This is a genomic window from Marinifaba aquimaris (genome assembly GCF_013328345.1).
GTDB lineage: Bacteria > Pseudomonadota > Gammaproteobacteria > Enterobacterales > Alteromonadaceae > Marinifaba > Marinifaba aquimaris.
Genome location: NZ_JABULX010000005.1, coordinates 142,519 through 165,797 on the forward strand (window position 1 = coordinate 142,519; position 23,279 = coordinate 165,797).

22 protein-coding genes are annotated in these 23,279 nt (G+C 42.9%); 5 read left to right on the top strand and 17 right to left on the bottom strand.

Translation table 11 applies throughout. The features are described from left to right. Positions 1-35 precede the first annotated feature (35 nt). From HR060_RS05330 to HR060_RS05340, 3 genes are read left to right on the top strand one after another with little or no spacing between them, the layout of a single operon-like run. Positions 36-653 carry a glutathione S-transferase family protein gene (locus HR060_RS05330; RefSeq protein ID WP_174199246.1) on the top strand — a complete coding sequence of 206 codons (618 nt, stop codon included), beginning with the start codon at positions 36-38 and terminating at the stop codon, positions 651-653. Positions 654-655: 2 nt separating this feature from the next. Then, positions 656-1,030, top strand: a complete 375-nt coding sequence (locus tag HR060_RS05335) for a nuclear transport factor 2 family protein (protein ID WP_174199247.1) — start codon at positions 656-658, stop codon at positions 1,028-1,030. Positions 1,031-1,044: 14 nt separating this feature from the next. Beyond that, positions 1,045-1,260, top strand: coding sequence for a 2-hydroxymuconate tautomerase family protein (locus tag HR060_RS05340; RefSeq protein ID WP_174199248.1), 216 nt, complete (start codon positions 1,045-1,047; stop codon positions 1,258-1,260). Here HR060_RS05340 and HR060_RS05345 read toward each other — a convergent pair. The 3 genes from HR060_RS05345 to HR060_RS05355 all read right to left on the bottom strand — a co-directional run bounded on the left by HR060_RS05345 (position 1,257) and on the right by HR060_RS05355 (position 6,598). Beyond that, a complete protein-coding gene (locus tag HR060_RS05345) occupies positions 1,257-2,918 on the bottom strand; it encodes an ABC transporter ATP-binding protein (protein ID WP_246283092.1) in 1,662 nt (553 codons plus the stop codon). The genes HR060_RS05340 and HR060_RS05345 overlap by 4 nt on opposite strands. A 241-nt stretch (positions 2,919-3,159) precedes the next feature. Beyond that, positions 3,160-4,362, bottom strand: coding sequence for an acyltransferase family protein (locus HR060_RS05350; RefSeq protein ID WP_174199250.1), 1,203 nt, complete (start codon positions 4,360-4,362; stop codon positions 3,160-3,162). 175 nt (positions 4,363-4,537) lie between these two features. Next, on the bottom strand, positions 4,538-6,598 hold the full coding sequence (locus HR060_RS05355; RefSeq protein ID WP_174199251.1) for a TonB-dependent receptor plug domain-containing protein: 2,061 nt from the start codon (positions 6,596-6,598) through the stop codon (positions 4,538-4,540). Between the two features lie 104 nt (positions 6,599-6,702). Between HR060_RS05355 and HR060_RS05360 the strand changes: the two genes are divergently transcribed. Then, the gene (locus tag HR060_RS05360) at positions 6,703-7,560 is read left to right on the top strand and encodes a LytTR family DNA-binding domain-containing protein (RefSeq protein WP_174199252.1); all 858 of its coding nucleotides are present in this window, start codon (positions 6,703-6,705) and stop codon (positions 7,558-7,560) included. A gap of 2 nt (positions 7,561-7,562) precedes the next feature. On the opposite strand, the gene HR060_RS05365 is transcribed toward HR060_RS05360, so the two are convergent. From HR060_RS05365 to HR060_RS05400, 8 genes are all read right to left on the bottom strand, one after another. Beyond that, positions 7,563-7,907 (bottom strand): hypothetical protein, encoded by a 345-nt coding sequence (locus HR060_RS05365; RefSeq protein ID WP_174199253.1) that lies wholly within the window; start codon positions 7,905-7,907, stop codon positions 7,563-7,565. Then, a complete protein-coding gene (locus HR060_RS05370; protein ID WP_174199254.1) occupies positions 7,907-8,473 on the bottom strand; it encodes a hypothetical protein in 567 nt (188 codons plus the stop codon). Before HR060_RS05370 ends, HR060_RS05365 begins: the two co-directional genes overlap by 1 nt. Before the next feature lie 165 nt (positions 8,474-8,638). Then, positions 8,639-9,319: a pentapeptide repeat-containing protein gene (locus HR060_RS05375; protein ID WP_217434878.1), complete on the bottom strand. Its 681-nt coding sequence runs from the start codon at positions 9,317-9,319 to the stop codon at positions 8,639-8,641. A gap of 73 nt (positions 9,320-9,392) precedes the next feature. After that, complete coding sequence (locus HR060_RS05380; protein ID WP_174199255.1) at positions 9,393-10,616, bottom strand: S41 family peptidase; 1,224 nt, start codon at positions 10,614-10,616, stop codon at positions 9,393-9,395. A gap of 25 nt (positions 10,617-10,641) precedes the next feature. Next, positions 10,642-11,022, bottom strand: a complete 381-nt coding sequence (locus HR060_RS05385) for a hypothetical protein (RefSeq protein ID WP_174199256.1) — start codon at positions 11,020-11,022, stop codon at positions 10,642-10,644. A gap of 3 nt (positions 11,023-11,025) precedes the next feature. Beyond that, positions 11,026-11,802 (bottom strand): alpha/beta hydrolase, encoded by a 777-nt coding sequence (locus HR060_RS05390; protein WP_174199257.1) that lies wholly within the window; start codon positions 11,800-11,802, stop codon positions 11,026-11,028. A 111-nt stretch (positions 11,803-11,913) separates the two neighbouring features. Further along, complete coding sequence (locus HR060_RS05395; RefSeq protein WP_174199258.1) at positions 11,914-12,285, bottom strand: hypothetical protein; 372 nt, start codon at positions 12,283-12,285, stop codon at positions 11,914-11,916. Between the two features lie 238 nt (positions 12,286-12,523). Then, a complete protein-coding gene (locus HR060_RS05400) occupies positions 12,524-13,564 on the bottom strand; it encodes an alpha/beta hydrolase (protein WP_174199259.1) in 1,041 nt (346 codons plus the stop codon). A gap of 243 nt (positions 13,565-13,807) precedes the next feature. On the opposite strand from HR060_RS05400, the gene HR060_RS05405 reads away from it, so the two are divergent. Next, positions 13,808-14,851, top strand: coding sequence for an AraC family transcriptional regulator (locus HR060_RS05405; RefSeq protein ID WP_174199260.1), 1,044 nt, complete (start codon positions 13,808-13,810; stop codon positions 14,849-14,851). Here HR060_RS05405 and HR060_RS05410 read toward each other — a convergent pair. The 6 genes from HR060_RS05410 to HR060_RS05435 all read right to left on the bottom strand — a co-directional run bounded on the left by HR060_RS05410 (position 14,835) and on the right by HR060_RS05435 (position 22,991). Then, complete coding sequence (locus tag HR060_RS05410) at positions 14,835-15,395, bottom strand: sugar O-acetyltransferase (protein WP_343044173.1); 561 nt, start codon at positions 15,393-15,395, stop codon at positions 14,835-14,837. The genes HR060_RS05405 and HR060_RS05410 overlap by 17 nt on opposite strands. A 75-nt stretch (positions 15,396-15,470) precedes the next feature. Next, a complete protein-coding gene (locus HR060_RS05415; RefSeq protein ID WP_174199261.1) occupies positions 15,471-16,370 on the bottom strand; it encodes a carbon-nitrogen hydrolase family protein in 900 nt (299 codons plus the stop codon). A gap of 3 nt (positions 16,371-16,373) precedes the next feature. Next, positions 16,374-17,705, bottom strand: coding sequence for an adenosylcobinamide amidohydrolase (locus HR060_RS05420; protein ID WP_174199262.1), 1,332 nt, complete (start codon positions 17,703-17,705; stop codon positions 16,374-16,376). Continuing rightward, a complete protein-coding gene (locus HR060_RS05425; protein ID WP_174199263.1) occupies positions 17,695-18,048 on the bottom strand; it encodes a DUF2149 domain-containing protein in 354 nt (117 codons plus the stop codon). Before HR060_RS05425 ends, HR060_RS05420 begins: the two co-directional genes overlap by 11 nt. Beyond that, positions 18,041-18,535 carry a MotA/TolQ/ExbB proton channel family protein gene (locus HR060_RS05430; protein WP_174199264.1) on the bottom strand — a complete coding sequence of 165 codons (495 nt, stop codon included), beginning with the start codon at positions 18,533-18,535 and terminating at the stop codon, positions 18,041-18,043. Before HR060_RS05430 ends, HR060_RS05425 begins: the two co-directional genes overlap by 8 nt. Before the next feature lie 4 nt (positions 18,536-18,539). Next, on the bottom strand, positions 18,540-22,991 hold the full coding sequence (locus HR060_RS05435; RefSeq protein ID WP_174199265.1) for a cobaltochelatase subunit CobN: 4,452 nt from the start codon (positions 22,989-22,991) through the stop codon (positions 18,540-18,542). Between the last annotated feature and the right edge of the window lie 288 nt (positions 22,992-23,279).

Sequence of the window (23,279 nt, forward strand, 5' to 3'; positions counted from 1 at the left end):
AGCTGAACTTACAAAGTATGACCAAGGAGTGTTTTATGTACCGCTTATATTATTTTCCAAATGCCTGTTCATTAGCGATTCAAGTTTTATTACGCGAGCTAAACCAGCCGTTTGAATTAATCGATAAAAATGCCGTAGACGATTTTTCTGCTATTAACCCGACTGGCAGTGTGCCTGCACTGGAAGCCGGAGGTCAGGTTTATACAGAAGGGGCGAGTCTCATTCACCTTTTAGTTAACCGTCACGCTGGTGATATTTGGCCAACGGATTCGGCTCGAAAAGAACGTGCAGTAGAAGCGGTCGCATTTGCCAATGCCACGGTTCACCCAGCTTATAGCAAATTATTTTTTATTCTGCACAACATGCCAGAAGGTGCTGAAAAGCAAGCTCTGCTGCAAGTTGCTGCCGATCGCGTTAGCCAGTTATGGCAAATTGTTGAAGACAGTTTAACGACTGCGCCTTTCATCGGCGGAGACAGCTTCAGTCCGGCAGATATTTTGCTTGCAGTCTATGCTCGTTGGAATGCATTTTTTGATGTCGATATTCAGATTGGCCAGAAAACCCAAGCCATGCTGTCGCGTATTTATGCTTTAGATAGTTTTAAAGCATCGCTTGCAGCTGAAGCTGAGCACAGTGCTGAGCAAGTGGCCTAGTCATGAAAAAAGATGTTTTTGCCCATCAAGCAGACTTTATTGATGTGCAACGTATAGCCGAGCAATACTGCCTCGGCTTATACACCGCCAATACTGAATTACTGCGTAGTTTGTTTGATGACAATGCGCACTTACAGGCACCCGGTGTCAGACGTTCATTATCTCAGTGGTTGGACTTGGTGGCGAGTCGCGATATTCCCGAGCAATCTAATAGTGCCGATGATTTTGTTATTCGCCAGTTGGCTATTTTTGGGCAACAAGCAATAGTGCAACTCGAATGCCCTTTATTTGAGCGACGTTACCTCGATCATCTTACCTTGCTCAAAGAACAAGGGCAGTGGCTCATCGTCAATAAAACTTATGCAGACTTAACATAAAAAGGAGTACAGCAATGCCTTATATCAATATCAAAATTACCGATGAAGCGGTCACCAATGAGCAAAAAGCGCAGCTGATAAAAGGCACGACTCAGCTAATGGTCGATGTGCTTGGCAAAAGCCCAGTAACCACTATGGTTGTCATTGATGAAGTGAACACAGATAACTGGGGGATCGGTTATCAGCAAGTGACTGAGCTACGTGCCGAAGCCCAAAACGGCACTAATTAAGTGCCGTATAAAACTTGGTAAAACCCTGTTTCGCTCAGTAATGCTTGGTGTTGTCCTTGCTGAGTAACGGCACCTTTTTCTATCACGTAAATCTGATTGGCTTGTTTGATAGCACTGAGTCGATGAGCAACAGTGATAATGGTTTTCCCTTGTAAAAAGGCCTTTAAATTGGCGTGCACCTTAGCTTCAGTTTCGGTATCAAGCGCCGATGTCGCTTCATCTAAAATCACCACGTTGGGGTTTGTTAACACCATGCGAGCAATGGCTAAACGCTGTTTTTGACCGCCAGATAGCTTAACGCCAGAGCGGCCGACTTGAGTATCTAAGCCTTTGTCTAGTGCTTTGATGGTATCAGCCAACTCAGCTACAGCTAGTGCTTGCCAGAGCATTTGCTCGCTAAACTCGCTACCCATTTGCAGGTTTTCTCTGACGGTGTCATTAAATAGCATAGGGTGTTGCATAACGGTGGCGACGTTTTCGCGGATCGTTTGATAACCAATTTGCTCAATTGGTATGCCTTGTATCAGGATATCGCCTGATTGTTTTTGATAAAGTCCCAACAACAGTTGCACCAATGTCGATTTACCACCGCCAGATGCGGCGACAATCGCAATGTGCTGGCCTTGCTCTATGGTTAACGACAAATTAGTCAGTACGGGTTTATCTGGCTGATAGGCAAAATGTATCTGTTTAAAGTCAATAGCCACTGCTTGGTTTTGCTTGAATGGGTTCTTGAGGGCTTGATTTTGTTTGCTAAAGTCTGGCTCTTGTTCAAAACCGATTACCTGATTAAGGCGCTTTAACGCAGCGGTTGCACCATAGTAGCTGTATTGCACTGATAGTAGCTCTTGTACTGGCCCCAACATAAACCAAAGGTAGCCAAATACTGCAAATATTTGGCCAACGGTTAAATCAGAAAACACCACCATTAACATGGCAATGGCGCGAAATACCTCAAAGCCCAATAAGAAAATGGTAAAACTTAAGCGATTAACGGCATCGGTTTTCCAATGTGATTGAATGGATGCTTGTTTTAATTCACTGGCGGCACCTAGTACGCGTTTGAAGTATTCTTGCTCTCGTCTGGCCGTTTTGAGTTGAGCGATGGCATCGAGTGTCTCAACCAAGGCATTTTGTAAAGCTTCAATACTGGCATTTTCTTTTTGTTTGAGCTTTTTAACGTGTTTACCAAACGAGCGTGAAAACATGATAACCGCGGGGTTGAGCGTGAGAATAATTAACCCCAATAGCCAGTCTATCCAGAGCAAAATCACCGCCGTACCAATGATCATTAAACTGCCGAGTAAAATGTTCGACAGGCTCTTGCTGATAAATTCATCCAAGGTTTCGATATCAGTAATACAGCGCGAGCTAATGCCAGCAGAGCCTTGATCTTCAAACTCTTTTAATTGCACTTTAGCTAAGTGATTAATCAGTCTTTGCCTTAGCGTCAAACTAATCGATTTACTGATAATGGTAAATTGTCGGGTTTGCCACACAGTCATCACCATAGAGGCAAGTCGCATCACAATCGCCACTAGCAAAATCGCTAAAATGTAAGCTGTGGGGCCATGCCAAGCTTCTGGCAATATCTGGTTCATCGTAGCGACCGCAGAAGCTGGTTTTTCGAGTAAGACTTCATCGACTAGCAAAGGCATCATTAACGGAATCGGTACACTGATTAAGGCACCTATTAAAGCGATGATATGCGCTTTGATAAGCGGCTTTTTGTGACTGAGAATGGCGGTTTTTATCGTTTGCCAATTGATACTAAATGGCTGGTTCAAATGCGTGACCTAAATGATTGAAAACAAGATGTATTAGCTAATACGTTTAGGCTTTTACTTTAACCCAGTTTGCAGCGATTTTTATATGATTCGCTGCAAACTAGGCGAAAAATTAGTTGGCGGGCAAATTTGTATTTGTCGATTCAACAATAGGTGGTTGTCTTTTGCCATTTAGCATTCTACCAAACCAAGTAGGGCGTATTAGCAAGCTGTAGCTAATTAATGATAAACCAAACACACTAACTAGCGCGATTAAGAACTTCACCGCAATAGGGGCGTTGCTGTCGATCAAATAGAGTTGAATAAATGCCAGCAATGGGACGTGAATAATATAAACCCAATATGAAGAATCGGCTAAATAGCGACTCCACTCGCTTTGCTTATTCAAGAGTTGGTAACCAAAAACTAAGCTGTATAGGGTGAAATAAATGCTAGCAAATGCTTGTAAGGTTACTGTGATAAGTTGCTCTTTACCGGTCGGGATATCAGGTCCGTTGATCACCATTTCTCTAATTTCAGCAAGGCTGATATGACTTGGAATACGCAGGTAAAACAAACTATAAGCCGCTACTGCGGTTAACAACAAATACCAGCGCCAGTGATACAAGGTATTGATAAGCTGAGGGTTTTGATAAATCAGCGCACCAGCTAAAAAGATCAAACCGTAAAAACCAAAAGACCAGAGCTCGGGTTGAATAAATTCTGGTGCTGGAAAGGGCGCTATTTGGCTATAAAGTGCTGGAATGACAGCTAGAGGTAATAGTACGATCAGTATAATTTGATAGCTGGTTTCGGTTAGATCTAAGGTTTTATTTAACCAAGTAAAAACACCAAGACGCACAAGCAGTGCATAACCTGCGCAGAACATTAATAGGTTGTAGATAAACCACAAATGGGCAGTGGTTGCTTTGTCGTTAGGCAGTTGGCCAGTTTTTGCCAATTGCATAAAGGGAGGGATATTTTCAATGTCATTGATACCAATTTTAAAGACATAGAAAAAACAGACATATACCAAAGGCAAAAACAGCACAAATGGCAGCGCTAAGCGCACGGCCCGATTTTTCAAAAATCCACTGAGCCCTTTTTTATCAATTAATAACGCAGCAAAAAAGCCAGCAATAAGGAAGAACAAAGGCATGCGAAAGGTATGTAACCAAAATAAAAACGGGTCAATCCAACTGGCTTTTACCGGATCGGCGACCAGCCACAAGTTATGCATCAGTGGTGAATAAGCCAGCCCAAGGTGAAAAATCACGCCAGCAAACATGGCTAACGCCCTGAGGTTATCCATGTAGTGATATCTTGAGTTGTCCATAAGATGTCCTTATCTAGCAAGCTACGAATATGGTTGCTTATAATTTATACACTTTGCAATAATTAAGCGATTAACTGCACAAATCTAAGATTATTGGTGCAGGATAAAAAAGCCGGAGCCTGCAGCTGACTCCGGCACGCTACATTAACCCTCAAACGAGGACTAAATTCACCAACTAGAAGTTGATTGTGACACCGACCGAAGGGAAAGGCTGATCAGGGAATTGATAGTCTTTTTCGTAATCTGAATAATCTTCGAAATACTCGTATTCTTGAATGGTTTGTGAACCGTAAACGTTCAAGACTTCAAAATAGTAGCTTGCGTCATAGCCAAATAAACTCGATTGATAATCGGCTCGGATATCTAAACGGTGATAACCCTTTGCTTGTTCGGCGTTAAACTCACCCCATTGTGGAATGTAGAACAAAGGCTCTGATTCTCCTGGCTCTGTGTATGGCGTCGATGAGATAACATCTGTGTAACGGCGACCACTTTGATATCGCCATTTAGCGCCAATTGTCCAGTTGTCGCTCCATTGATAGTTAATGACGACGTTCGCAATCCAAGGTAAATCAAACTCACTGTTGAAAGACTCTCCTGTGATGTCATTTTCCCTTTCCGTTTTTGAATAAGCTAAACTCGCCCAACCTAACCAATTATCACTAAAGGTTTTGTTGACTAAAATCTCACCGCCGTAGGCTTTACCTGATGCCGCGTTAAAATAGGTCGTAACGTTATCTGGGATGATTTGACCTGGACCATCTGCTTGAGCTGCAGGGTTAGCGACGACTAGGTTATCTAAGTCTTTGTAGTAAAGTTCAGTGCGAACTTGCCAGCCATCTTCTAATTCACTGTCTAGGCTCAATACATAGTGGGTTGATTCACTGGCTTCTAGCTCTGGATTACCAAGTTCTTGAGTCAATAAGCGATAGTCTTTGATCCAAGTATGGTGCTGGCCATAACTCAAGGTTAACCGGTTTTTATCGTTCATTTGCCAAGCGAGGCTGGCTCTTGGTTCTATGTAGTCTTCGTTATTAAAATCATTGCCGATGGCCGATACGCCAAATTGATAGCGCCAGTTTGCACTTAACTCACCTTCTAAATTGGCGTACACGTTATAATCGAGTTGATCGATACTACCTACATCTTCAAATGTTGGGCTGAAATAAGTGGGAGGGCAAACCTCAAATTCAGTATTACAAGGTAAGGCGCGGCCAGCGTAAACATAATCGACTTGGGTATCGGTAATTTGCAGACCTAAACTCAAGGTGTAATCATCTGCAAAGTACTGGCTGTGATTTTTGAAAATGATTTGTTTGATGTCGGCATCCCAGCTGAAAATATCACCTTCACGTTCTTGTTGATTGCTGTCCAAGTGATTCAAGCTCGTATTAAACTCCCAATTATCTTGCTCGCTTAACCAACTGACAGCTTGGCTGTGATAATAAACTTCTTGTCTTTCACCACTGGCTAAATCTGGGTTTTTACCTATGTCGCGTCCGTCTTCATCAAATTCAATTTCGACGTAATCTTTGGCGCCATGAGCGGTGAAGCGCAAGCTATTGGCCGAATCTAACTGCCACAATAATTTGCTTTGATAATCTCTATTGCGCGGCGCTTCTTTAAATGAAAACTCTTCATCTTCAATAAAGTTATCGACATAGGTATGAACTAAACTTTCTCGAAATGACACATAAAAAGCTAAATCGTCGCTAATGCCTGATTCATATAAAAAGCCAGAGCGTGCAATGCTTAAATCGAGTACTTTTTGCGATCGTTCTGCGTCTGGGTCACGTAATTGTGTGACGATAACACCACCGTTGGCGTCGGCATATTGTGGCGACCAAGCACCGGTTTTTAATTCAAAGCTTTCGATCAATAATGGGTTGTAAACACTTAAACCGTCGTTGTGAAAGATGTAACCCATATCTAAGCCGTCAGTGATATAGAGGTTATCTTTACTTGAGCTACCTCTAATGGCGGGTTCGCCTATTGGACCACCACTATTTGAGGTTGCTAAAACGACCCCTGGTAAAGCTTCGAGTGATTGAATCGGATCGTTAATCGTTCCAGGTAATTTAATTAAATCACTGGTGCTGATTTTGATACCGTTACTTTGAGTTGCTAATACTGTAATGCGTTCGATATCTTCCTCAGGTAAGTTATCGTTCGCTTGTGCGTATGTAGCGCAATTTGCTGCAATCGCGATTGAGATAAGTTTTAATTTTGTTTTCATAATTTTGTTTCTGAGTTGTGTTGAATCTTGTTCGTTTGATACGCCCAGAATACAGCGTGGATTTTCGTGTTTTTGGCTTTTGAATAGATGGGCAAAACTATTGTATGAATAGGCATTTCAGGCTGGGGGATATCAGCCCTCTGCATTATTTCTCGAGCATAGCTTTTGTGCTGGGCTGTATTTTCACCTTCGTGTCAGACGAAAACCAATATCCGTTTGGCATTACCTTTGTGCAGTGGCAGTTGCAAACCTTCAGTGCTATTGGCTTCTTTGTTTTATCGCATTACTTGATATTTGGTCGCTTGGGCCGTCTGCCAGAGTGGATGAGGCTGATTATTGCAGGCTTTATCGCGTCTTTGTTCTTCACACCTTTCTCACTCGCCATCGATGTTTACTGGCTTGGTATCGAAGGTTTTACCCTAGGCTTTTTAATTGAAGAATGGATTAATATGGCGCCGCCCAGTATTTTTTGCTGGTTTTTTATGAACTTACCTTGGTTATTAGGTGTTGAGTTCCGCACTCAAAAAGGTAAAGCTGAACAGCAAGATTCGACACAACTACTGACGCCAACTGAGCATGCTTTGCCCATTGATGAAAAAACATTAACTGACCATGAGTCAAACATGAATGGGCAGACATTACCGCACTTTTTTAATCTATGTGAGCTCGATAGCCTGGACGATTTAATCGCGCTGAAGGCTGAACTGCATTATTTGAGTGTGATCACTGCACATGGACAAAGCCTCATTTTGTATAACTTAAAAGATGCGATTGCCGATTTAGCGCCATTTTTGCCCAGCGCCCAAGATTGGCAAACCCATCGTTCATATTGGGTTAATTTGAAAAAAGTTGAGCAGTTAGATAGGAAAGGTCGAGAGGGAACCTTGATTTTAGAAAGTGGCGCAACTGCACTGGTCAGTCGCGCCAATATGGCCAAAGTGCGATCTTGGCTTGAAGCTTAGCGCTATAAAATTGCACCTAAAGCGTCGTTAAACGTTTCTCTAAGTGAAGCAAAAATAGCATTAATCGCGTTTTGTACCGCAATTAACGTTAATGTTGAGACGGCCACGAGCACGCCCTCTGTTGCATTGCGCTGCATTTGCAATAAAAGCTTACCTGTTTGTGCAGAGTAACCTTCATTGTCATTAAGTTGATACTTAGCAACGTTTTCGGCTATTTCGACAATTTGCGAACTGATTTTTTTAAACTCTGCCGGGGCGTACGTTTTAATCGAGTCCCAGCCGTCACCAAATGCACTGGCAGCTGAATCTAATATATTGGCTAATACTTGCTCAAAGTTGACAGACATTATCCGTTATCTCCATTTTTCTTTGCAGTTTCTACTACCCAAACGGCATTAATTGATTGGTTGGTGATCTTCATTGCTGCTTTACTTGTGGTGGCGCGTAAACAAGAGATCTTCGTGCCACGAGGGCTTGCCATCGCATTACATTTATCAGCGCTTTGATGAATGTTTTGCAATAAATCCAGCTGATCTTTAACTAAAACTAATAACCGTTCAGTGCAGCCATAGCTGTCACCTTCTTCGGTCTGAATCATAGGCTCTGGCGCAACTTTAGCTAATTGCGCTGAAATACCTTCAGCTAATCGACAGCCGCGTCCAGCTGATTGCAGATTAGCGCGCTCAATTAACAAATCAATTTTAGATTCTAATGCATTGTAATGCGCCAAGTTTGCTTCGTAAGTACCCGCTTCAGTACCTGCCTGATCACCTAAGTTTTTGGCTAAGGTGTTAATTGATTCTTTGTATTCTCTAATGCCGTTATCAATCACAGGATCGTATGGAGTCACATACTCCACCGAAACGCAGGCAGATAACATGAGTACCATTAATGCCAAGGTTAAACGTTTCATATTCTTTTCCTTTTTATAAATACGTTTTACTAGAAGTGTTCACGCCGACTACCACTTCCCTGACGTGCTCAACCAATATAGCTGAATTAGTGAGCAGATAATATGACAAGATTAAATAAGCGACCCAAGAATATGGGTTAGCCGCTTAGGGTAATGTTCATTAATTTAGTTCGCTTGAGCTCTTTGCCAATCTGACTGCATCCAACCCGATTTTGTTTCACTGCGATCTACGCGGTTACCGCGATAGGTTTGGCAAAACTGCTTTCTTTGTTGATCGTCATAATCAATGCAAGCCCCAAAAGATTGATCAGCTAATACGGCTTCACACAATGATGTACCTTGAAGAATCGGTTCGTTTTTACTGAGCTTGAGTAGCGAAGCGTGATAGAGGTTGGCTTGGGTAAAGTCAGTATTGGCCAAGTGGCTTTGATCCAACTTAGCACCGTACAAATAGGCATATTTAAATTTAGCCCCAGTTAAGTTCGCGCCGGTTAAATCTGCACCCGATAAGTCGGCACAGGTAAAATCTGCATCTTGTAAATCGGCATGCCTTAAATCTGCTTGATGCAGGTCGGCACCAACTAAGTTAAGCCCTTTTAAATAAGCATTGGCTAGCGAAACCGCAGTGAGATCAACTTCATCTGAATTTAAATCTTGCAAAGCGTGAATTCGGCCACCATCACCAATTGAGCCATTGGCACTATTGATCACTTGCCAAGCGGTATAGTGTTTGGCTTTTAATCTGTCTTCACTTTCTGCGTACCAAATAATACCAGAGTATATGACGGTTAAAACGGAGAGAAAGATCCCGGTGACTTCAAAAAATCGTAGTATTTTATTACCCAAGTGCCTGTCCTAATTGAATTTTTTATCGAATGTAAGACAAGCCGCTGGGTAAGTAAATAGCTAGATGTGATGGTTATTGCCAATCGGCTTGTTTCAATACCCAGCGCAATTGTGGGTCGGTTTGATTAATGTAGTTTTCGATGCTCATGGGTATAGTGTGGTCAGGATAAACCGCATCTTTGCCTGAAGTTTGGAAGTGGTACAAGCGTTTTGAATAAGTCACTTTGAGTTTGCTATTTGGCAAAGTGAACTGTCCCATATCCTGATAGCCAGATGGTTTAGCGCCCGTTGGTTCACCTACTAAAGTGGCATTGAGTATTTGAGCAAATTGCGCAGCATTACTCATTGCAGCTGAGAACGTCACATTATCAATTAATACAAATACCCCTGAACGCCAATCTAAACTGTCGGCCAGTACTAAGTGTTGGGCGAGCTTTAAGCCGGCAAAAAAATCGCCGCCGTAGTTATCGCGTAAATCAATAATTAACTTTTTAGATTGGTTGTTATTGATGTAGTCCAGTAACTTTTCAGCAAGTGAGTCCATTTGTGAAACACTGGCATAGTGGCGAAATTTAAAATAAACCGCTTGTTTATCGGCTGAACCGGCAAACCAGAGATCTTCAGTTGCGCGTTTTTCAATACGAAAACGCGCTTCATTGCGATAGCTAATGAACTCAGTGTATTGGTATTTGCGGCTGCTTTTAAGGGTTTCTACATGCTGCACTTTGTTATTGCGAAAAGTAAACTCAGCTTGTGCTGAATCAGCGATAATGCCCAAGCCATTGAGTATTTCTGCTTTGGGTAAGTAACGCGCTGTTCTGACGTTCAACGAGTATGGGTTTTCGACAAATTGGGCCACTTGGTTAACGGCCTGAGCAATTTCTAAAATAGGTTGGCCATCAATTGATACTAACTCTGCACCCAGTAATTTTCGATAATCATGAGTAGTATGTGTCACATAGAAACGGTTATTAATATGGGTGAGTTCAAAAGGAAAACTGTTTAGTTTTGCCGCCCATAATGGAAAAGCAGTGTGACCGTCGCCAATACTTTGGGTGATCTTCATCAATTCAACCAAAACTTGGTTGCGCGTCATGTTAGGTAAGTTAGCGGTTAAATCCGCAAGTTTTTGCTCGAATTGGGTTTCGCTTTGTGAGTGGAATAAGTCAATGTGATTTTGCTTGAGCTGTGCGGTGTAATATTGGATATCGCTTTGCCACTTTTTCACATCGAGAGCATCACTGGCAAACAGCTTAAATGACGCGATAAATAGCATGATCAGCAGGTAAAATCGCATGGTTATATCCTTTTATCAATCTTGTTTAGTAATGTGCGATATGCCCATCAACCATGGCCCATTCCGGGCTGCCTAAAAGCTTATAGGGTAGAGCGGCTTCTGCATAGGGGATTTCTTCCAAGGTTATGATAAGCCAACCTTTGTTATCCGATAAAAAAATCATCAAATCTTCTTTGGTATTAACATAACCAAAGCTCGATTGCTTGATGTTATCTTCAATTTCAGCTCCCCAACCGTACTTTATTTCCAATTTATAGCTATCTTGCTCTACTTCGTGATAGCGACCAATTAAAATGGTTTTCGATTTATTAATTAGCTCCAACCAATACTCTGTTTCAGATTGTTCTGCGACGGCAAAATTGGGTAAAAAACAACAAACCAATAAGTAAGCCAGTAATTTTTTCATTGGTTATCCTTTTAATGGTTGGGGATTATTTTGACCGGTTTTTTGCGTTTGGATTGCTTCGTTGTCTAAAAAGCGCGTAATAGATTCAGTCATGTGTTGCGTTAACCAACTCGGGCCTAAATCTGTCATATCGTTGTGTTTTGCATCTGCTATTTTGACAACACAAATAGCGTGCTTTTGTCGGTTATTAGCCTCGGGTAAGACGCCTTTATCAGCAGGGAAGTCACTGGCGCGAATCGATAAAATGGGCAAGTTGGGGTTACGTGGTAAAGGGACTCTGCGGTGATCTAAAGTGATAATTTTATCGACCAATGCAGGCTTTTCAGTTGCGTACCAAGCGGATATATCGCCGCCATTTGAATGCCCCACTAACAATATTTTTTTAAAGTTATAGCTGGGGTATTTGGCTGCCAAGTCTTGCTGCAAAAAAGCTAAAGTGGCTGCGCCGCGTTGCCAGTTTTCACTTCTGTTTTTAAATAGGTCCCCCGATACTGCCAGTGGCGGATCGTTTTTTATTTCATGGCCTACCGACACTGTTAAATAACCCGCCTGAGTTAGTAGCTCGACTAAAAATTGATATTCAGTGTGGGGAACACCGTAACCATTGCTAATGAAAGCAACTGGGCACTGAGTTGTCGTTGAACATTGAGTTTGCTTGTCAGGAAAGTGAATCGCCGCTGGTATGGCTCTATCCCTGTGCTTATCAAAAATAGTTGTAGCATTAAGCGGATTGATGGCACAAAAGGCGAGTAAAAAACTTGAGATAAATTGCTTTAACATTAAAAAATACGTTTAAAAATCAAAGCGCTATTTTGTAACTATTGTAGGTTTTAAAGTCAAACAGCAAAGGTTAATAAAACCTATAGCTTCGATAAAGTAAATAATCTCACTTTAACTTGTGATGGGTTCGTTATTTGAGCATCTCATGTAATTAGCAATTAATTTATCGATAGTGTTTTTCGATGCATAAGTAATTGAAGTATCCGGAAAATATTTGTACTCACATAAATCTTGGTATTGGGACAAAGTTTTGTGGCACTGTTCGACAGATGAGCCACCTGTTACTTGGTATAACTCATCATTACACAAGTGGTTGAGTGTTTGATTGGCAACAGCCAATACCTCGTTGCCAGATACAGGGATATTGCGCTCTAGTTTGCCGCTGATACTCATGAGCTGAGCGTCGGTCGCATTTTGGCTATTGTAGGTTTGGAATCCAAAATAACCGGCTACCACTAGGCTTAAGAAGATAAGCTTATCCATGTTTTCATCCTTGCTATTATTATTTTACCTAAGGCTTTTACTAGCTCTTAGCAATAACCATTCCCAGTTAAAAAGTATAATAAATACAATAGGTTAAGTTTTTTTAAAATTGGGCTTTAATAAATCTGTAAACAATCTCGACAGCGTGAATACCTGTATTAAATGCAGGTTTATCAAGCTGTTAGCAGATGACATTTACAGTGGGAGCACGATTTAAGTGCTCCTTTTATTAAACCTGTTATTTAAATTCTTGGCCGATAAATACCAATGCTTCGGCTATGCGTTCTTTTAAGTTTTCACCGTGCCCGCCTGGGTATACTTTACTCGATAGATCTAAACCTAAGTTACTCAACTCATCGTTGATAAAAGCTAGGCTTTGTAAGCTTTGTTCGCCTTCTCCTTCACCCATACCGGTGAAGACGGCAAGGTGACTGTAGTCGTTGTTAGCGATTTCAGGCTGGTTAATTTGATATTCGAGGGATAAGTTCGAAATAGCTTGGAAATCGGCAAAGCTAAAGTTCTGTTTGATAAAGCTAGGTGGGTTACTAACATCATGCGAATTCACTTGTGCTAATGCCATAAAAATATGGGCAAAGTAGGTCATTTCTTCGCGTTTACCCGTGTAGTTAGCCAGTTGTGGTTGGATGGCACTATAAACACCGGCAAAAGCAGGGGCAGGTAAAGTGCGCAGTAACATCCAAGCTGGGCCTGATGCTGTGACGGCACTAAAGAGTTCAGGTCGTTCTAGCATGATACTCAAAGCGCCGTAGCCACCCATTGACTGGCCAAGTAATGCGCGGTTATCTGGCGTTGCTAAGGTACGGAACTTAGTATCGATTTGCGGAATTAAATCTTCGATAAAGTAATCACGCCAAAAGCCAGTTACTGGCGAGTTTTGGTACCAGCCACCAAAGTGGCGAGTATCAAAATCGGCCACAACCACAATTGTTTCAGGCATATCGCCTGCTGAAATTAAACCGTCCAGCATAGGCTGTAAGTCAGGTTCTACGATATTGGGGTCATCGTTAAAGTATGAACTGGCTAAGCCACCCGCCCCGTGTAACACATAAACAACAGGGTAGTGTTTTTGTCTATTTTCATAATAACCACGTGGTAAATAAACGATCACTTCTCGGCCATGATGAAGATGCAATACATTGTTTTTCAAGGCATCGCCTTTGATGTAATGACTTTCGACTAACCCGTGATCTGGATAGACATCCGCTTGGGCAGTAAAACCAATTAATGAGAGTAAAAATAGCGCCATTTTAAATTTCATTTTTTCTTCCTTACTTATTTGAGTGATTGGCTTTATTAACGTGATTGCTTGTTTTATGAACAAGTCGTAACATCAAGCTTTAATAAAGTTGATTTACCCTAACCGATTGCAAGGTGTGGAATTTGTCGTTCGTTAAAATGACTTGTTTTTTATATTTATTATTGTAAAACATAGTGTTAACTAAGTAATTCTTAGCTAAGTGACCATAGATTCACACGGAAAAAGATAGATAAGAGAGTAAATATGTTGGCTGAATCACTGAAAGCGTTTTATTTAATCAGCGCAGTGTTGGTTTTCTTTATTTCACTGTCGTTAGTGCTGATTCAGAAGGGAATATCTAGGCAGCAAGGCATTCAACTCAGCGTCTTTTGGATTTTGATATTAACCCCATTATCTGAGTATTTTTATCTAGCGTTTGGTCATTTTCCTTGGGTCATTGGTGCGATTACCTATGGCTCTATTTTATTGATCGGTCCGCTTATTTACATTGCTTATCGCTTTGAAGAACAGCCCGATAACCCTTTACCTAATTACTACCTGCATTTCTTACCTTTTGTTGTGTTTTACACCGCGGCATTGATTGACCCTAAAGGTATTCCAAATGCGTTAATCATAATGTATATCGCACAAATTCTGGCTTACCAATATGTTCTTGGACGTCGTGTATGGAGCTTTTTTGCCAATAAGCAGCCTCTGGCTAATAACCCGCAAAGCCTAGTAAATATCAATGCACTTTGTTTGTTTTACCTATTGGTTGCCACGGCTTATCAAACCCAAATTACCCTATATGCGATGCAATCTGATTTACTCCGGTTGATTTGGGATATCACCAATATTTTCACCTTTATTTATGTGGTGTTATTGGCCGCGGGTTACATTCGTTTTATTCGTTCGCAATTGGCTAATAACAATAAAAAAGTACGTGAACACGAGCTCAGTAACACCGTAGTGGTTGAACAAAAAACAGCGATAAAACAGTTGTTTGAGCGAGAGAAATTACATTTAAATAATGAACTATCTCTCAGTGATTTAGCTGAGCAACTCGATCTGACTCAGCATCAAACCTCAGAGCTGCTGAATGAACATATGGGCACCAATTTTTATGAGCTGCTCAATCAGTATCGAGTGCAAAGTGCTGCAGAAATGCTAAAAAGCCGACCGCAGGCTGAGTCGATGACAGATATCTTTTTAGCTGCGGGTTTCAACAATAAAAACACCTTTTATCGCGAGTTTAAAAAGGTGTATTCGATTCCACCTGGTGAGTTCAGAGCTAAGTTGCTAAGTTAGTTTTTATCACCCGCGCTGGATTACCAGCAATGATCAGGTTATCAGCAAAGCTTTTGGTGACCACAGAACCTGCGCCCACAATGACATTGTTACCCAGCGTGACGCCTGGGTTGATGGTGACGTGTCCACCTAGCCAGCAGTCATCACCAATCGTGATAGGCTTGGCATATTCCAAGCCATTGGCTCGCTTTACTGGGTCTAATGGATGCGTGGCGGTATAAATCCCAACTTGTGGGCCAATAAAGCAATTTTTGCCAATGCGAACTTCTGCTACATCTAAAATGACGCAGCCGAAATTAGTATAAAAATTATCTCCAACATGAATGTTCTCACCGTAATCACAGTGAAATGGCGACTCAATGTGAATACGCTCTGTTGATGAACCTAACAGCTGTTTAATTAGATGTTGGCGCGTTTCAACTTGCGCCATACTGGTTTGATTCAGCGTTTCAAGCTTTAACCTTGCGTCCATACGCAGCGCAGTTAATTGCACATTACTTGGATCATAAAGCTGACCCGCCAACATTTTAGATAACTCAGACACTGACAACCTCTGGTTAATATTGCCTCTTTTGGGTAGGACTCAATTAACAAAAATTAGTTTAGTTAGCGCACTTATTTAATTACCGGCAAGCGGATATCGCTGAATATTAGCGAGTGTTTGTGTTGCTAAGTCGAGTTCAAAAACAACCAGTTGGTCGCTTGTTGAGCTGTGCTCTAAAATGCGTTTGCCCGTTGTTGATTCGGTTGGAAAAGCTGGCTTTGCAGGAACGCTCACCACGCTTTTGGCTTGGCGCATGTCTAGGCTTTCTTCAATACCGTGGCGGTTGTTAACTATGATAGGTACACCGCTTTGTTGCGCTCTATCTTCCCAAGTTGTTCCTGGGCCATACAATCCAGGTGCCCAGTTAGCACTTGAAATCAACAGCTCTGCGCCTTGTTCAGTTAACCGTTGGGTATGTGTTGTAGGCCAAGCATCGGCACAGATGAGCAGGCCAACTTGAGTTTCATCTACCTCAACTAAGGTGGGTGTTTTGCCTTTACTCGACCACGCTTCTGAACCGGGAATGGTATTTATTTTGCGGTGACGGGCTAACACTTCACCTTGTCTATCAATTACAAATAAAGTGTTATAGCTCAACTCTGTGGTTGGATCTTTTTCGAGATGACTTAAAAACAAAACCAAGTCGAGTTGATCTGCAGTTTGTTGCAAGCTTTGGGTATAGCTATCAGTCCCCGGTTTTATCCAGTCAGTACCTAAGGTGTAGCGAAAGCGGTAGCCTGTTAGTGTCAGCTCAGGCGTAACCACCCAGTGTACGCCATGTTGCTTGGCAAGCTGCATGCCTTGCTTCACTCGTTCGGTATTGGCCGTTAAATCGGCTGTTGTGGTTGCCCATTTAGGCGCGATATGCAACAGGCCTACTGTGATTGTTGAGGCTTTGGGTTCACTGGTTTTTAACTGGGTCTGACTACAACCAATCAATGTGGTAATGAACAGAAGTGGAATCAATTTTTTCATTTTTTAGCGCCATTTATATTGCCAGCCCAATGCTAGCGCGTGAGTAAATAACTCGATAAAAGCTTGCTGTTGTTCATGTTGAGTTGCTTGTTGTTTCAGTGCAGCAGGAGGCAGTTCAAGTTGTTGCCAAAAGGTTGGCCAGTGCTGAGGTTTTGCTGATAATGCTACTGCAATTTGCGCTGCTTGGTCGCGAAATACCTCGGCTTGGATCGCTACAGGTAGCGCTTGGTATTGCCATTTATCTAATACACTTGCGTAGGCATACGCGCTGGCACTGAGTCTGGCGTCGTTAATCAGAGCATTGATATTTTGCTCGGCTAAATCGTATTCACTGCTTGGTAGATGTGTTTGTAAATGCTCTAGTAAGCGGTTTTTACTCAAACCAAATCGCGCGAGCGCATGCAAAACATTGTGATGTTGCACCGCATCCATTTTATTTTGCCAAAGTAGTGCATCAAGCACCGCTTTTTTAACCGTTTTTCCAACGAGTTCACCCAGTTTTAAATGGCCACTGGCACTGGGAAGTGCAGGACTGTCGAGACTAATAGGCGAGGCAATGATCAGCTGATCGGTTCCCGTTCCCGTGGCTAAATGGCTTGATTGGCCACTGCCGATACTCAGCTCGCTCAGTGCTGCTGATTTGGCTTCTGTCGCTAACATAGCAATTTTTTGCTGTGCTCCATGACTGACCGCCTTATTGACCAATACCATAATATTGATCGTGCCCTGATGGTCTGTTTTAGGTTGTGTTTGTTGTGGCACAGCTTTGTTCTTTTTCGGTACTCTGGGCGTTGGTTGTACTTTTTTATTTGATACCTTTTGGCCATCAATTTGCTGGTACCAACGGGTATTATCACCGGCCCTTAGAGCATTGTTTTTAACCCCTGCCGTAGCAAAGACAGTGACCGTTAAATCTTTGAAACTGTTAGATACGCTGGCCATTTGTTGCATGTTGGCCGCTGTGCCCATTAACGCCATTTCATTGGGATTGATGGCTAATCTTTTGGCTATGGTAGTGTGATAACTTTCTCGACTTTGGCTAATTTGCGCCATAAATCGCTGGTTATCACCTTTGGCTTCCATACTTTGATGATTGACCAGATAACGAATATTTTCAGACTGACCTCCGTTGTAGCTAGAAGTTGAGATCACTTGATGTGGTGTCAGTAGCTCTACAATAAAGTACTGCCCTTGGCGACTAGCTCGATAAGCGTCACTTTGGCTAATAACTGTTTGGTGGCTTAAACCTTGTGCTTGGGTGGCTGCGTTTGCCGAGCCTGATAAAACTGCCCAGCCTGTCACTAAGGCTGCGAATAACCCGTATTTAGTTGCCATTGGCTTGCTCCTGACTAATTAAGATCAGCTTGCCGGTTTTGGGGTCTTTATACACTTGACCAAGTGATTCCATGCCTTGATGGTTTCCCTGTATGGCTTGCTTAAGCGAATCTGGTGTATCGACTAATTCTTTACCGGTCGATACTTGAATTGTCTGTTGCTGATTGGGAGTGATGTTGAGCTTTTTTTGCAGTTCAGGGCTTTGTGCGACTAAAGCCAACATTAAACCCAAAGAGAACACCAACATCACATCCATGATATTGGCAAAACCTGCCAGTGGGTCATTATCGTCTTCGGCAAAATGTGAGCTTTGCCAAGATGGCTTTTGCTTTGGGTTAGCCATTGTCAGCGACCTCATCGCAATCGGTGATCAGTTGCCAAGTTTGATCGTACCAACGACGGCGCACACGCCCTAAAACATAAGCGATTAAGCCCACCAATAAACCAATCACTGTGGTATCAAATGCGACAGTCAGTGCCGTGGCTAAAATATCAATATTGCCTGAACCTAAAGCGGTTAAACCTGGGCCAAGTGGAATCAGCGTACCCATCAAGCCTAAAATAGGACCAGAGCGGGCTAGTAAATCTACTCGCTCTAATCGCTTTGCTGCATAGTTTTGAAATGTCTGCTGTAACTGGTTTTGCGCTTTAGCACTGAGCGTTTTTTTGGCAACATTGCGATAGGTTTTTAGTGTATTAAAACGCTCTGCCACTAACTGACCTAGCTCCCATAAAATGGCTATCAGCGTTAGAGCCAGCGCAAAAATAACAGGATAAAGCAGCCAAGCAACCACTTGGTGTAACATGCCGAGTATTAAGCCGTGGTCCATTTTTTTATTCCTTATCTAAGCTTTGCTGTAATCGCTGGCTTAACTGACGGTTTCGATAAAATCCCGCCAACAAGAGTAGTGCGACTACTATAGCTAAATATACCTGCCAATGACGGAATTGGGCTTCTTCACCTTGCTGATTTTCACTCGCCTCTGTTGCTTGAGAATCAACGCTTTGTTGTTCAGTTGTAGGGGCTTGTTTAGCCTTATCGGTTTCAGTTAATTCAATTTCACTGATGCGATGGACTTGTACATCTTGTTCTGCCGTATTGCCTTTTGCAGATGCTATCGCTTGTTTGATAACTTGCCATTTGTCTGCTGCTAAGTGTTCGGCTAACCAAGGTAACATAGGGTTATCAGGGTCAGTATGACCACTACCTGGTAAGCCATTTTGGTCAACTAAATCAGCAAATTCTGTGGCAAGTTGCTCAATGGTTGCAGCATCTGCTTGCCAAAAACCTTTGTGCACTGCCACTAACATGATCGCTAGCATGTTGCTTTTCACATGGGCGTTGTGGCCTTGGCTTAAAAACTTATCGAGCTCAAGTTGGTATTTATCATCTATGTATACCGCTTTGACTTCCTGCCAAGCCCAGTCACCGACTAAGGTTGGATTGGTAACTTGCCAACCCCAAAGGTATTCTAAAAATTCATTACCCATGGTGCGCGCACCAGCATAGTCATGTTTCATTAAACCTTTCAGCCACTCTGGGTTTAAGAAACGACCGCGCAATTCTTGCCTTAACGCCAAACCCAGTGGGCGGGTTTTGATTTTAGCTGGGTCGGAATGATCAATCACAAAGTTATTTGGCGCCTTACCTGTAATTGACTCTATCGCTAAGCTTAAGCCGCCTAAATAATCAAATGCATCATTGTTGTCGATTAAGCCGTACAAGTTACTAGAGCGGCCAAAGTAAGTGTTTTCGACATTCGATAATACCGACTTAAATGCTGCTTGAGCCGGTGCGCCAAAGCCTCTATTGCCGTAGCTGTGGCCTAAGCGGCGCAGGTAAACTTGCGCGAGTTCTTCGCGCTTTTGCCAAGCGCCAGAGCGTTCAACTAAGCGGTTAATACCTGCTCCATAGCTACCCGGTGCATCGCCAAATACTCTCAAACTGGCCGAGATACCGGCTTGTTTAGCATCTACATCAGCTAGCAATAATGCTTGAGCTTGTTTAACCCAATGAGCTGCTACTTGGTTTGTTGATAATGGCTCAGTCCCACCTTGTGCTAATTTACCTAAACTAGCTAGCGCTTCTGATAACGCTAAGCTGAGCGCGGGATAATCTCGGCGGATCGTATCGCTACTGGCATCGAGAGCGAGTAATACGGCTTTATCGAGCAATACCATTTGCTGACCATATAAATCTCTAAACAAGCCAGATGTTGTAAAAACAATGTCTCGTCTCACTTTATTGCCATCAATTGCGGCTGTTTGATGTTTTAACCCTTTGACCAAACCACGACTGTTCCAAATGGGTTCCAGCCCTAACATATCGAGGCCAAAAGCAATCATCACACCTTCATCTCTCACTACATCTGATGCCCATAAGATCACAGCTTCGCTTTTCTCTGCATTTTGGCTGTTGTTACTGCTAGCGGCTTGCGCCATTTCTTGACCTAACTGCCAAGCCACTCGACTGGGAATCAATGAGCTATCTAACGCATAAAAGTTACGACCAGTTGGTAAACTCGCCGGACTTCTAATTGGGTCATTACCTTGACCAGGTGCGATATAGCCACCATCTAAGCCTTTGATTAAACCGGTCATTTCTGCTTGGGGTGATTGCTTTAATAAAGCCGTTAGCTGCGCTTTGCTTAATGAGGTTGTTGTTGATGCATAGCTTGCGTTAACGGTTTCATCGTCTTGGGTAGCATTATTATCGGCACTTTTCGATAACATGGATTCGATCATCATATCGATAGCATTGGCTTGCCAATCTTGGCCAAATACATGTAAACCCAAAGGCATAAAGCGCTCTTGTAAATCGGTCAGGTAATGACCCACTTCGTGTACCAGCATGTCATCATCCACTTCATCAAAGCTGATCCCCATGACGGCCAGCTCTGCAGACATGGCTTCGGCCAGTTCGTCTTTTAGCTCCAACGCGTCCACTTTTTCTAGGATCTGCTTCATTAAACGCTGAGCGACAAGTTCGTTATCGCCACTGCTGTGATTGGCTTCAAAGCTTTCAACTAGCTGGCGCAATTGCAGTAATTCATCATACAAAGGCGTGCTGGCAAGTGGTGGCGTTAAGTGATCGACCATAACCGCTAGGCCGCGACGTTTTGCTTGAATACCTTCACCAACCCCATCAACGATATACGGATAAATCCCCGGGACATCACCTGCAATAATGCGCGAATAGTCATCTGCTGCGACACCCACAGAGCGGCGAGGTAAAAACTCATAAGTTGAGTGACGACCTAAATGCACAAAGGCATCGGCTTTAAATTGGTTTTTGAGGTAATGATAAAACGCCAAGTATTGATGCGGCGGCGGAAACGCTAAATTAGCGTGTAATAGTTCTTCGTTAATTTCCCAACCACGCGGTGGTTGTGGACCAATAAATACATTGCCAAAGGTTAAACCTGGCAGTAATAGTTGGTCTTGATAAACCATAACCTGACCCGGTGCTTGACCCCAGCCACCTAAGCCTTCGATGCCCGTTTGTTGAATGGCACTGATTAGCTTAGGTGCATTGCTCATGCACTGTGTGGTATCTACCTTGTCTATTGTGTTGTGATAACAGGTTTCTAATTCATCCAATAAGGCTAGTGCGCGTTCCCGACCTTTGTGATCAACGCCTTCTAGCAAGTGGTGCATTTCTTCAATAGCGTGGTGAACAATGTCATCTGCCAGTGCGGTTTTACCTGCTGTGATAGCGGTTGTTAGTTGTTGATGCAATAAACCAAATGGTCCTTGCTCCATTTCATAGCGCACGGTGGCGGGTAAGGTTGCAAACCATTTTTGGTAATCGGCCGCCGTCATTTTTTCTATCAGCGGGCTCATGGTTGCTAATGCTTTTGCATCTTTCGGTAAGTTAACGCCACGAGCTTGCATCATATCGAGTAATTCGGCTTGTGATGCGGGTAGCGTTCCTGTGTTATAGCCCGCGGCCTTTAGTTGATTGAGTATTTGCCAAAGCGATGCGGGTACGTCTAGGTTATCCGCACCAATATTGTGGCGACCAGGAGGGTGGTTGTAATACACAATGGCAATGCGTTTGTCTTGATTGGCCTTGGTTTGCAAAGTTTGCCAGCGCTCAATACGGGTCAGTAATGATGTGATCCCCGATGTTTCTGCCACAACGCCTTGTACTCGAATACCCGTGATTGCATCGTCAGTAGGTTGGCCTAGCGTCGCAATTACCAATGGCTGGCTTGTGCCTTGTAGCTCAGGCATCGCGACTTGGTAATACACTTTATCTTGTGCCAATCCATCTGAAGATAATTGACGCTCAACGGCCGTTCTATCTCTTAGTTTAATGGCTTTTAATACTGGAACATTGAGCGTTGTTAATACTTGTGTGACGGCCTCTCGACCTTCACCACCGCCGATAACAAAGTCTTGCAACATGATAACAGCGGTTAGCTTATCTTGGTAAGGAAGTAGTTGCTTACTTGCTATCACACCTGCTTCGCCCCAATAGGCCAGTGCAGCGATACATTGACTGTTATATTTTTTACTCGCTTGCTGGCAGATATTGCGCAGTAACTTAGCATCAGCCGGTCGTCCCCCCCCGGCGTGATCAACAATGGCGATAACAGGTTTATCTTTATCCAATAACGCCATTTCAGAATCAGTGAGTTGATTGTAAAACTGACCTTTTACGTACCAGCGCAATTGTGGGGTCGGCTCAGCTGGTTTGACCGTTAAGCTATCGCCTAGTTGATTGAAAAACCAAGCAAATAACTGGGCAGTGTTACTTGCGCCTGCCGCATGCCAATAACCTCTAGCTTGCAACCAAACCGCTTTATCTGGATAGCGAGCAATTTGCGCGGCCAAGTCGGCTTGATAGTTTGCGCCGGGTTGGCTTTTAGCGATTTCTCTAAGCTCGGTTAAATCAGGAAATAGCAGCTGGCCATTAAACTGACTGAGGGCGACTAAGCGGTGATCACTGTTAATAATAATACGTTGCTGCCGATTGGACGCTTGTTCAAACACTGACGTTAAATTGGCAACGCTGGCGCCAAATAAACCAAAGGCCAATACGCCTTGGCTTTGATTAATTAATTTTGTGCTATCAGCTTGAGGCATTTGCCATAACTGATTGGCGGTGCGGGCTTTGATCGTTAAGTGTTTTTGCTTTGGGTGGGCAAGGTGAAATAAACGCGCCGCTTCAGCAACGGTTTCTGCGTTGCGCTGTGAAGTAATAACCAGCAGATAATCCGAGTTGGCTTTAGCCCAAGCAATTTGGCTGACAAATAATAAAAGCAGTAGTAGAAAGCGCATAAATTCTCTTATTGTTATTGGAGGTATCAACGAGAATTTATTGCAAATGTCATCAGCCCCACCTACTAAAAATCAGGTGCTATCTGGCTGTTGACTATATCGAGTATTCTCGCCCGCATAGCGCTTTAAAAGACATGTATCTGGCTGATAAATACACGCTAATATTGGCGTATTTATTTACAGTTGCGAGTACAGCTTCGGGTTTTCAGTAAATGTGCTGAGCACCGAATTCCATGAGGTTACTTATTATGAGTTGAGTTATTGGGCAAACTCATAATAAGCACTTAA

Bases quoted from the DNA above. Each gene is read 5' to 3' on its own strand.
- HR060_RS05385 (WP_174199256.1), bottom strand. From the start codon at position 11,022: ATGAAAAAATTACTGGCTTACTTATTGGTTTGTTGTTTTTTACCCAAT.
- HR060_RS05395 (WP_174199258.1), bottom strand. From the start codon at position 12,285: ATGGATAAGCTTATCTTCTTAAGCCTAGTGGTAGCCGGTTATTTTGGA.
- HR060_RS05335 (WP_174199247.1), top strand. From the start codon at position 656: ATGAAAAAAGATGTTTTTGCCCATCAAGCAGACTTTATTGATGTGCAA.
- HR060_RS05430 (WP_174199264.1), bottom strand. From the start codon at position 18,535: ATGGACCACGGCTTAATACTCGGCATGTTACACCAAGTGGTTGCTTGG.
- HR060_RS05345 (WP_246283092.1), bottom strand. From the start codon at position 2,918: ATGCCTTTGCTAGTCGATGAAGTCTTACTCGAAAAACCAGCTTCTGCG.
- HR060_RS05400 (WP_174199259.1), bottom strand. From the start codon at position 13,564: ATGAAATTTAAAATGGCGCTATTTTTACTCTCATTAATTGGTTTTACT.
- HR060_RS05365 (WP_174199253.1), bottom strand. From the start codon at position 7,907: ATGTCTGTCAACTTTGAGCAAGTATTAGCCAATATATTAGATTCAGCT.
- HR060_RS05355 (WP_174199251.1), bottom strand. From the start codon at position 6,598: ATGAAAACAAAATTAAAACTTATCTCAATCGCGATTGCAGCAAATTGC.
- HR060_RS05330 (WP_174199246.1), top strand. From the start codon at position 36: ATGTACCGCTTATATTATTTTCCAAATGCCTGTTCATTAGCGATTCAA.
- HR060_RS05420 (WP_174199262.1), bottom strand. From the start codon at position 17,705: ATGGCAACTAAATACGGGTTATTCGCAGCCTTAGTGACAGGCTGGGCA.
- HR060_RS05425 (WP_174199263.1), bottom strand. From the start codon at position 18,048: ATGGCTAACCCAAAGCAAAAGCCATCTTGGCAAAGCTCACATTTTGCC.
- HR060_RS05390 (WP_174199257.1), bottom strand. From the start codon at position 11,802: ATGTTAAAGCAATTTATCTCAAGTTTTTTACTCGCCTTTTGTGCCATC.
- HR060_RS05370 (WP_174199254.1), bottom strand. From the start codon at position 8,473: ATGAAACGTTTAACCTTGGCATTAATGGTACTCATGTTATCTGCCTGC.
- HR060_RS05415 (WP_174199261.1), bottom strand. From the start codon at position 16,370: ATGAAAAAATTGATTCCACTTCTGTTCATTACCACATTGATTGGTTGT.
- HR060_RS05350 (WP_174199250.1), bottom strand. From the start codon at position 4,362: ATGGACAACTCAAGATATCACTACATGGATAACCTCAGGGCGTTAGCC.
- HR060_RS05380 (WP_174199255.1), bottom strand. From the start codon at position 10,616: ATGCGATTTTACCTGCTGATCATGCTATTTATCGCGTCATTTAAGCTG.
- HR060_RS05435 (WP_174199265.1), bottom strand. From the start codon at position 22,991: ATGCGCTTTCTACTACTGCTTTTATTATTTGTCAGCCAAATTGCTTGG.
- HR060_RS05340 (WP_174199248.1), top strand. From the start codon at position 1,045: ATGCCTTATATCAATATCAAAATTACCGATGAAGCGGTCACCAATGAG.
- HR060_RS05360 (WP_174199252.1), top strand. From the start codon at position 6,703: ATGAATAGGCATTTCAGGCTGGGGGATATCAGCCCTCTGCATTATTTC.
- HR060_RS05405 (WP_174199260.1), top strand. From the start codon at position 13,808: ATGTTGGCTGAATCACTGAAAGCGTTTTATTTAATCAGCGCAGTGTTG.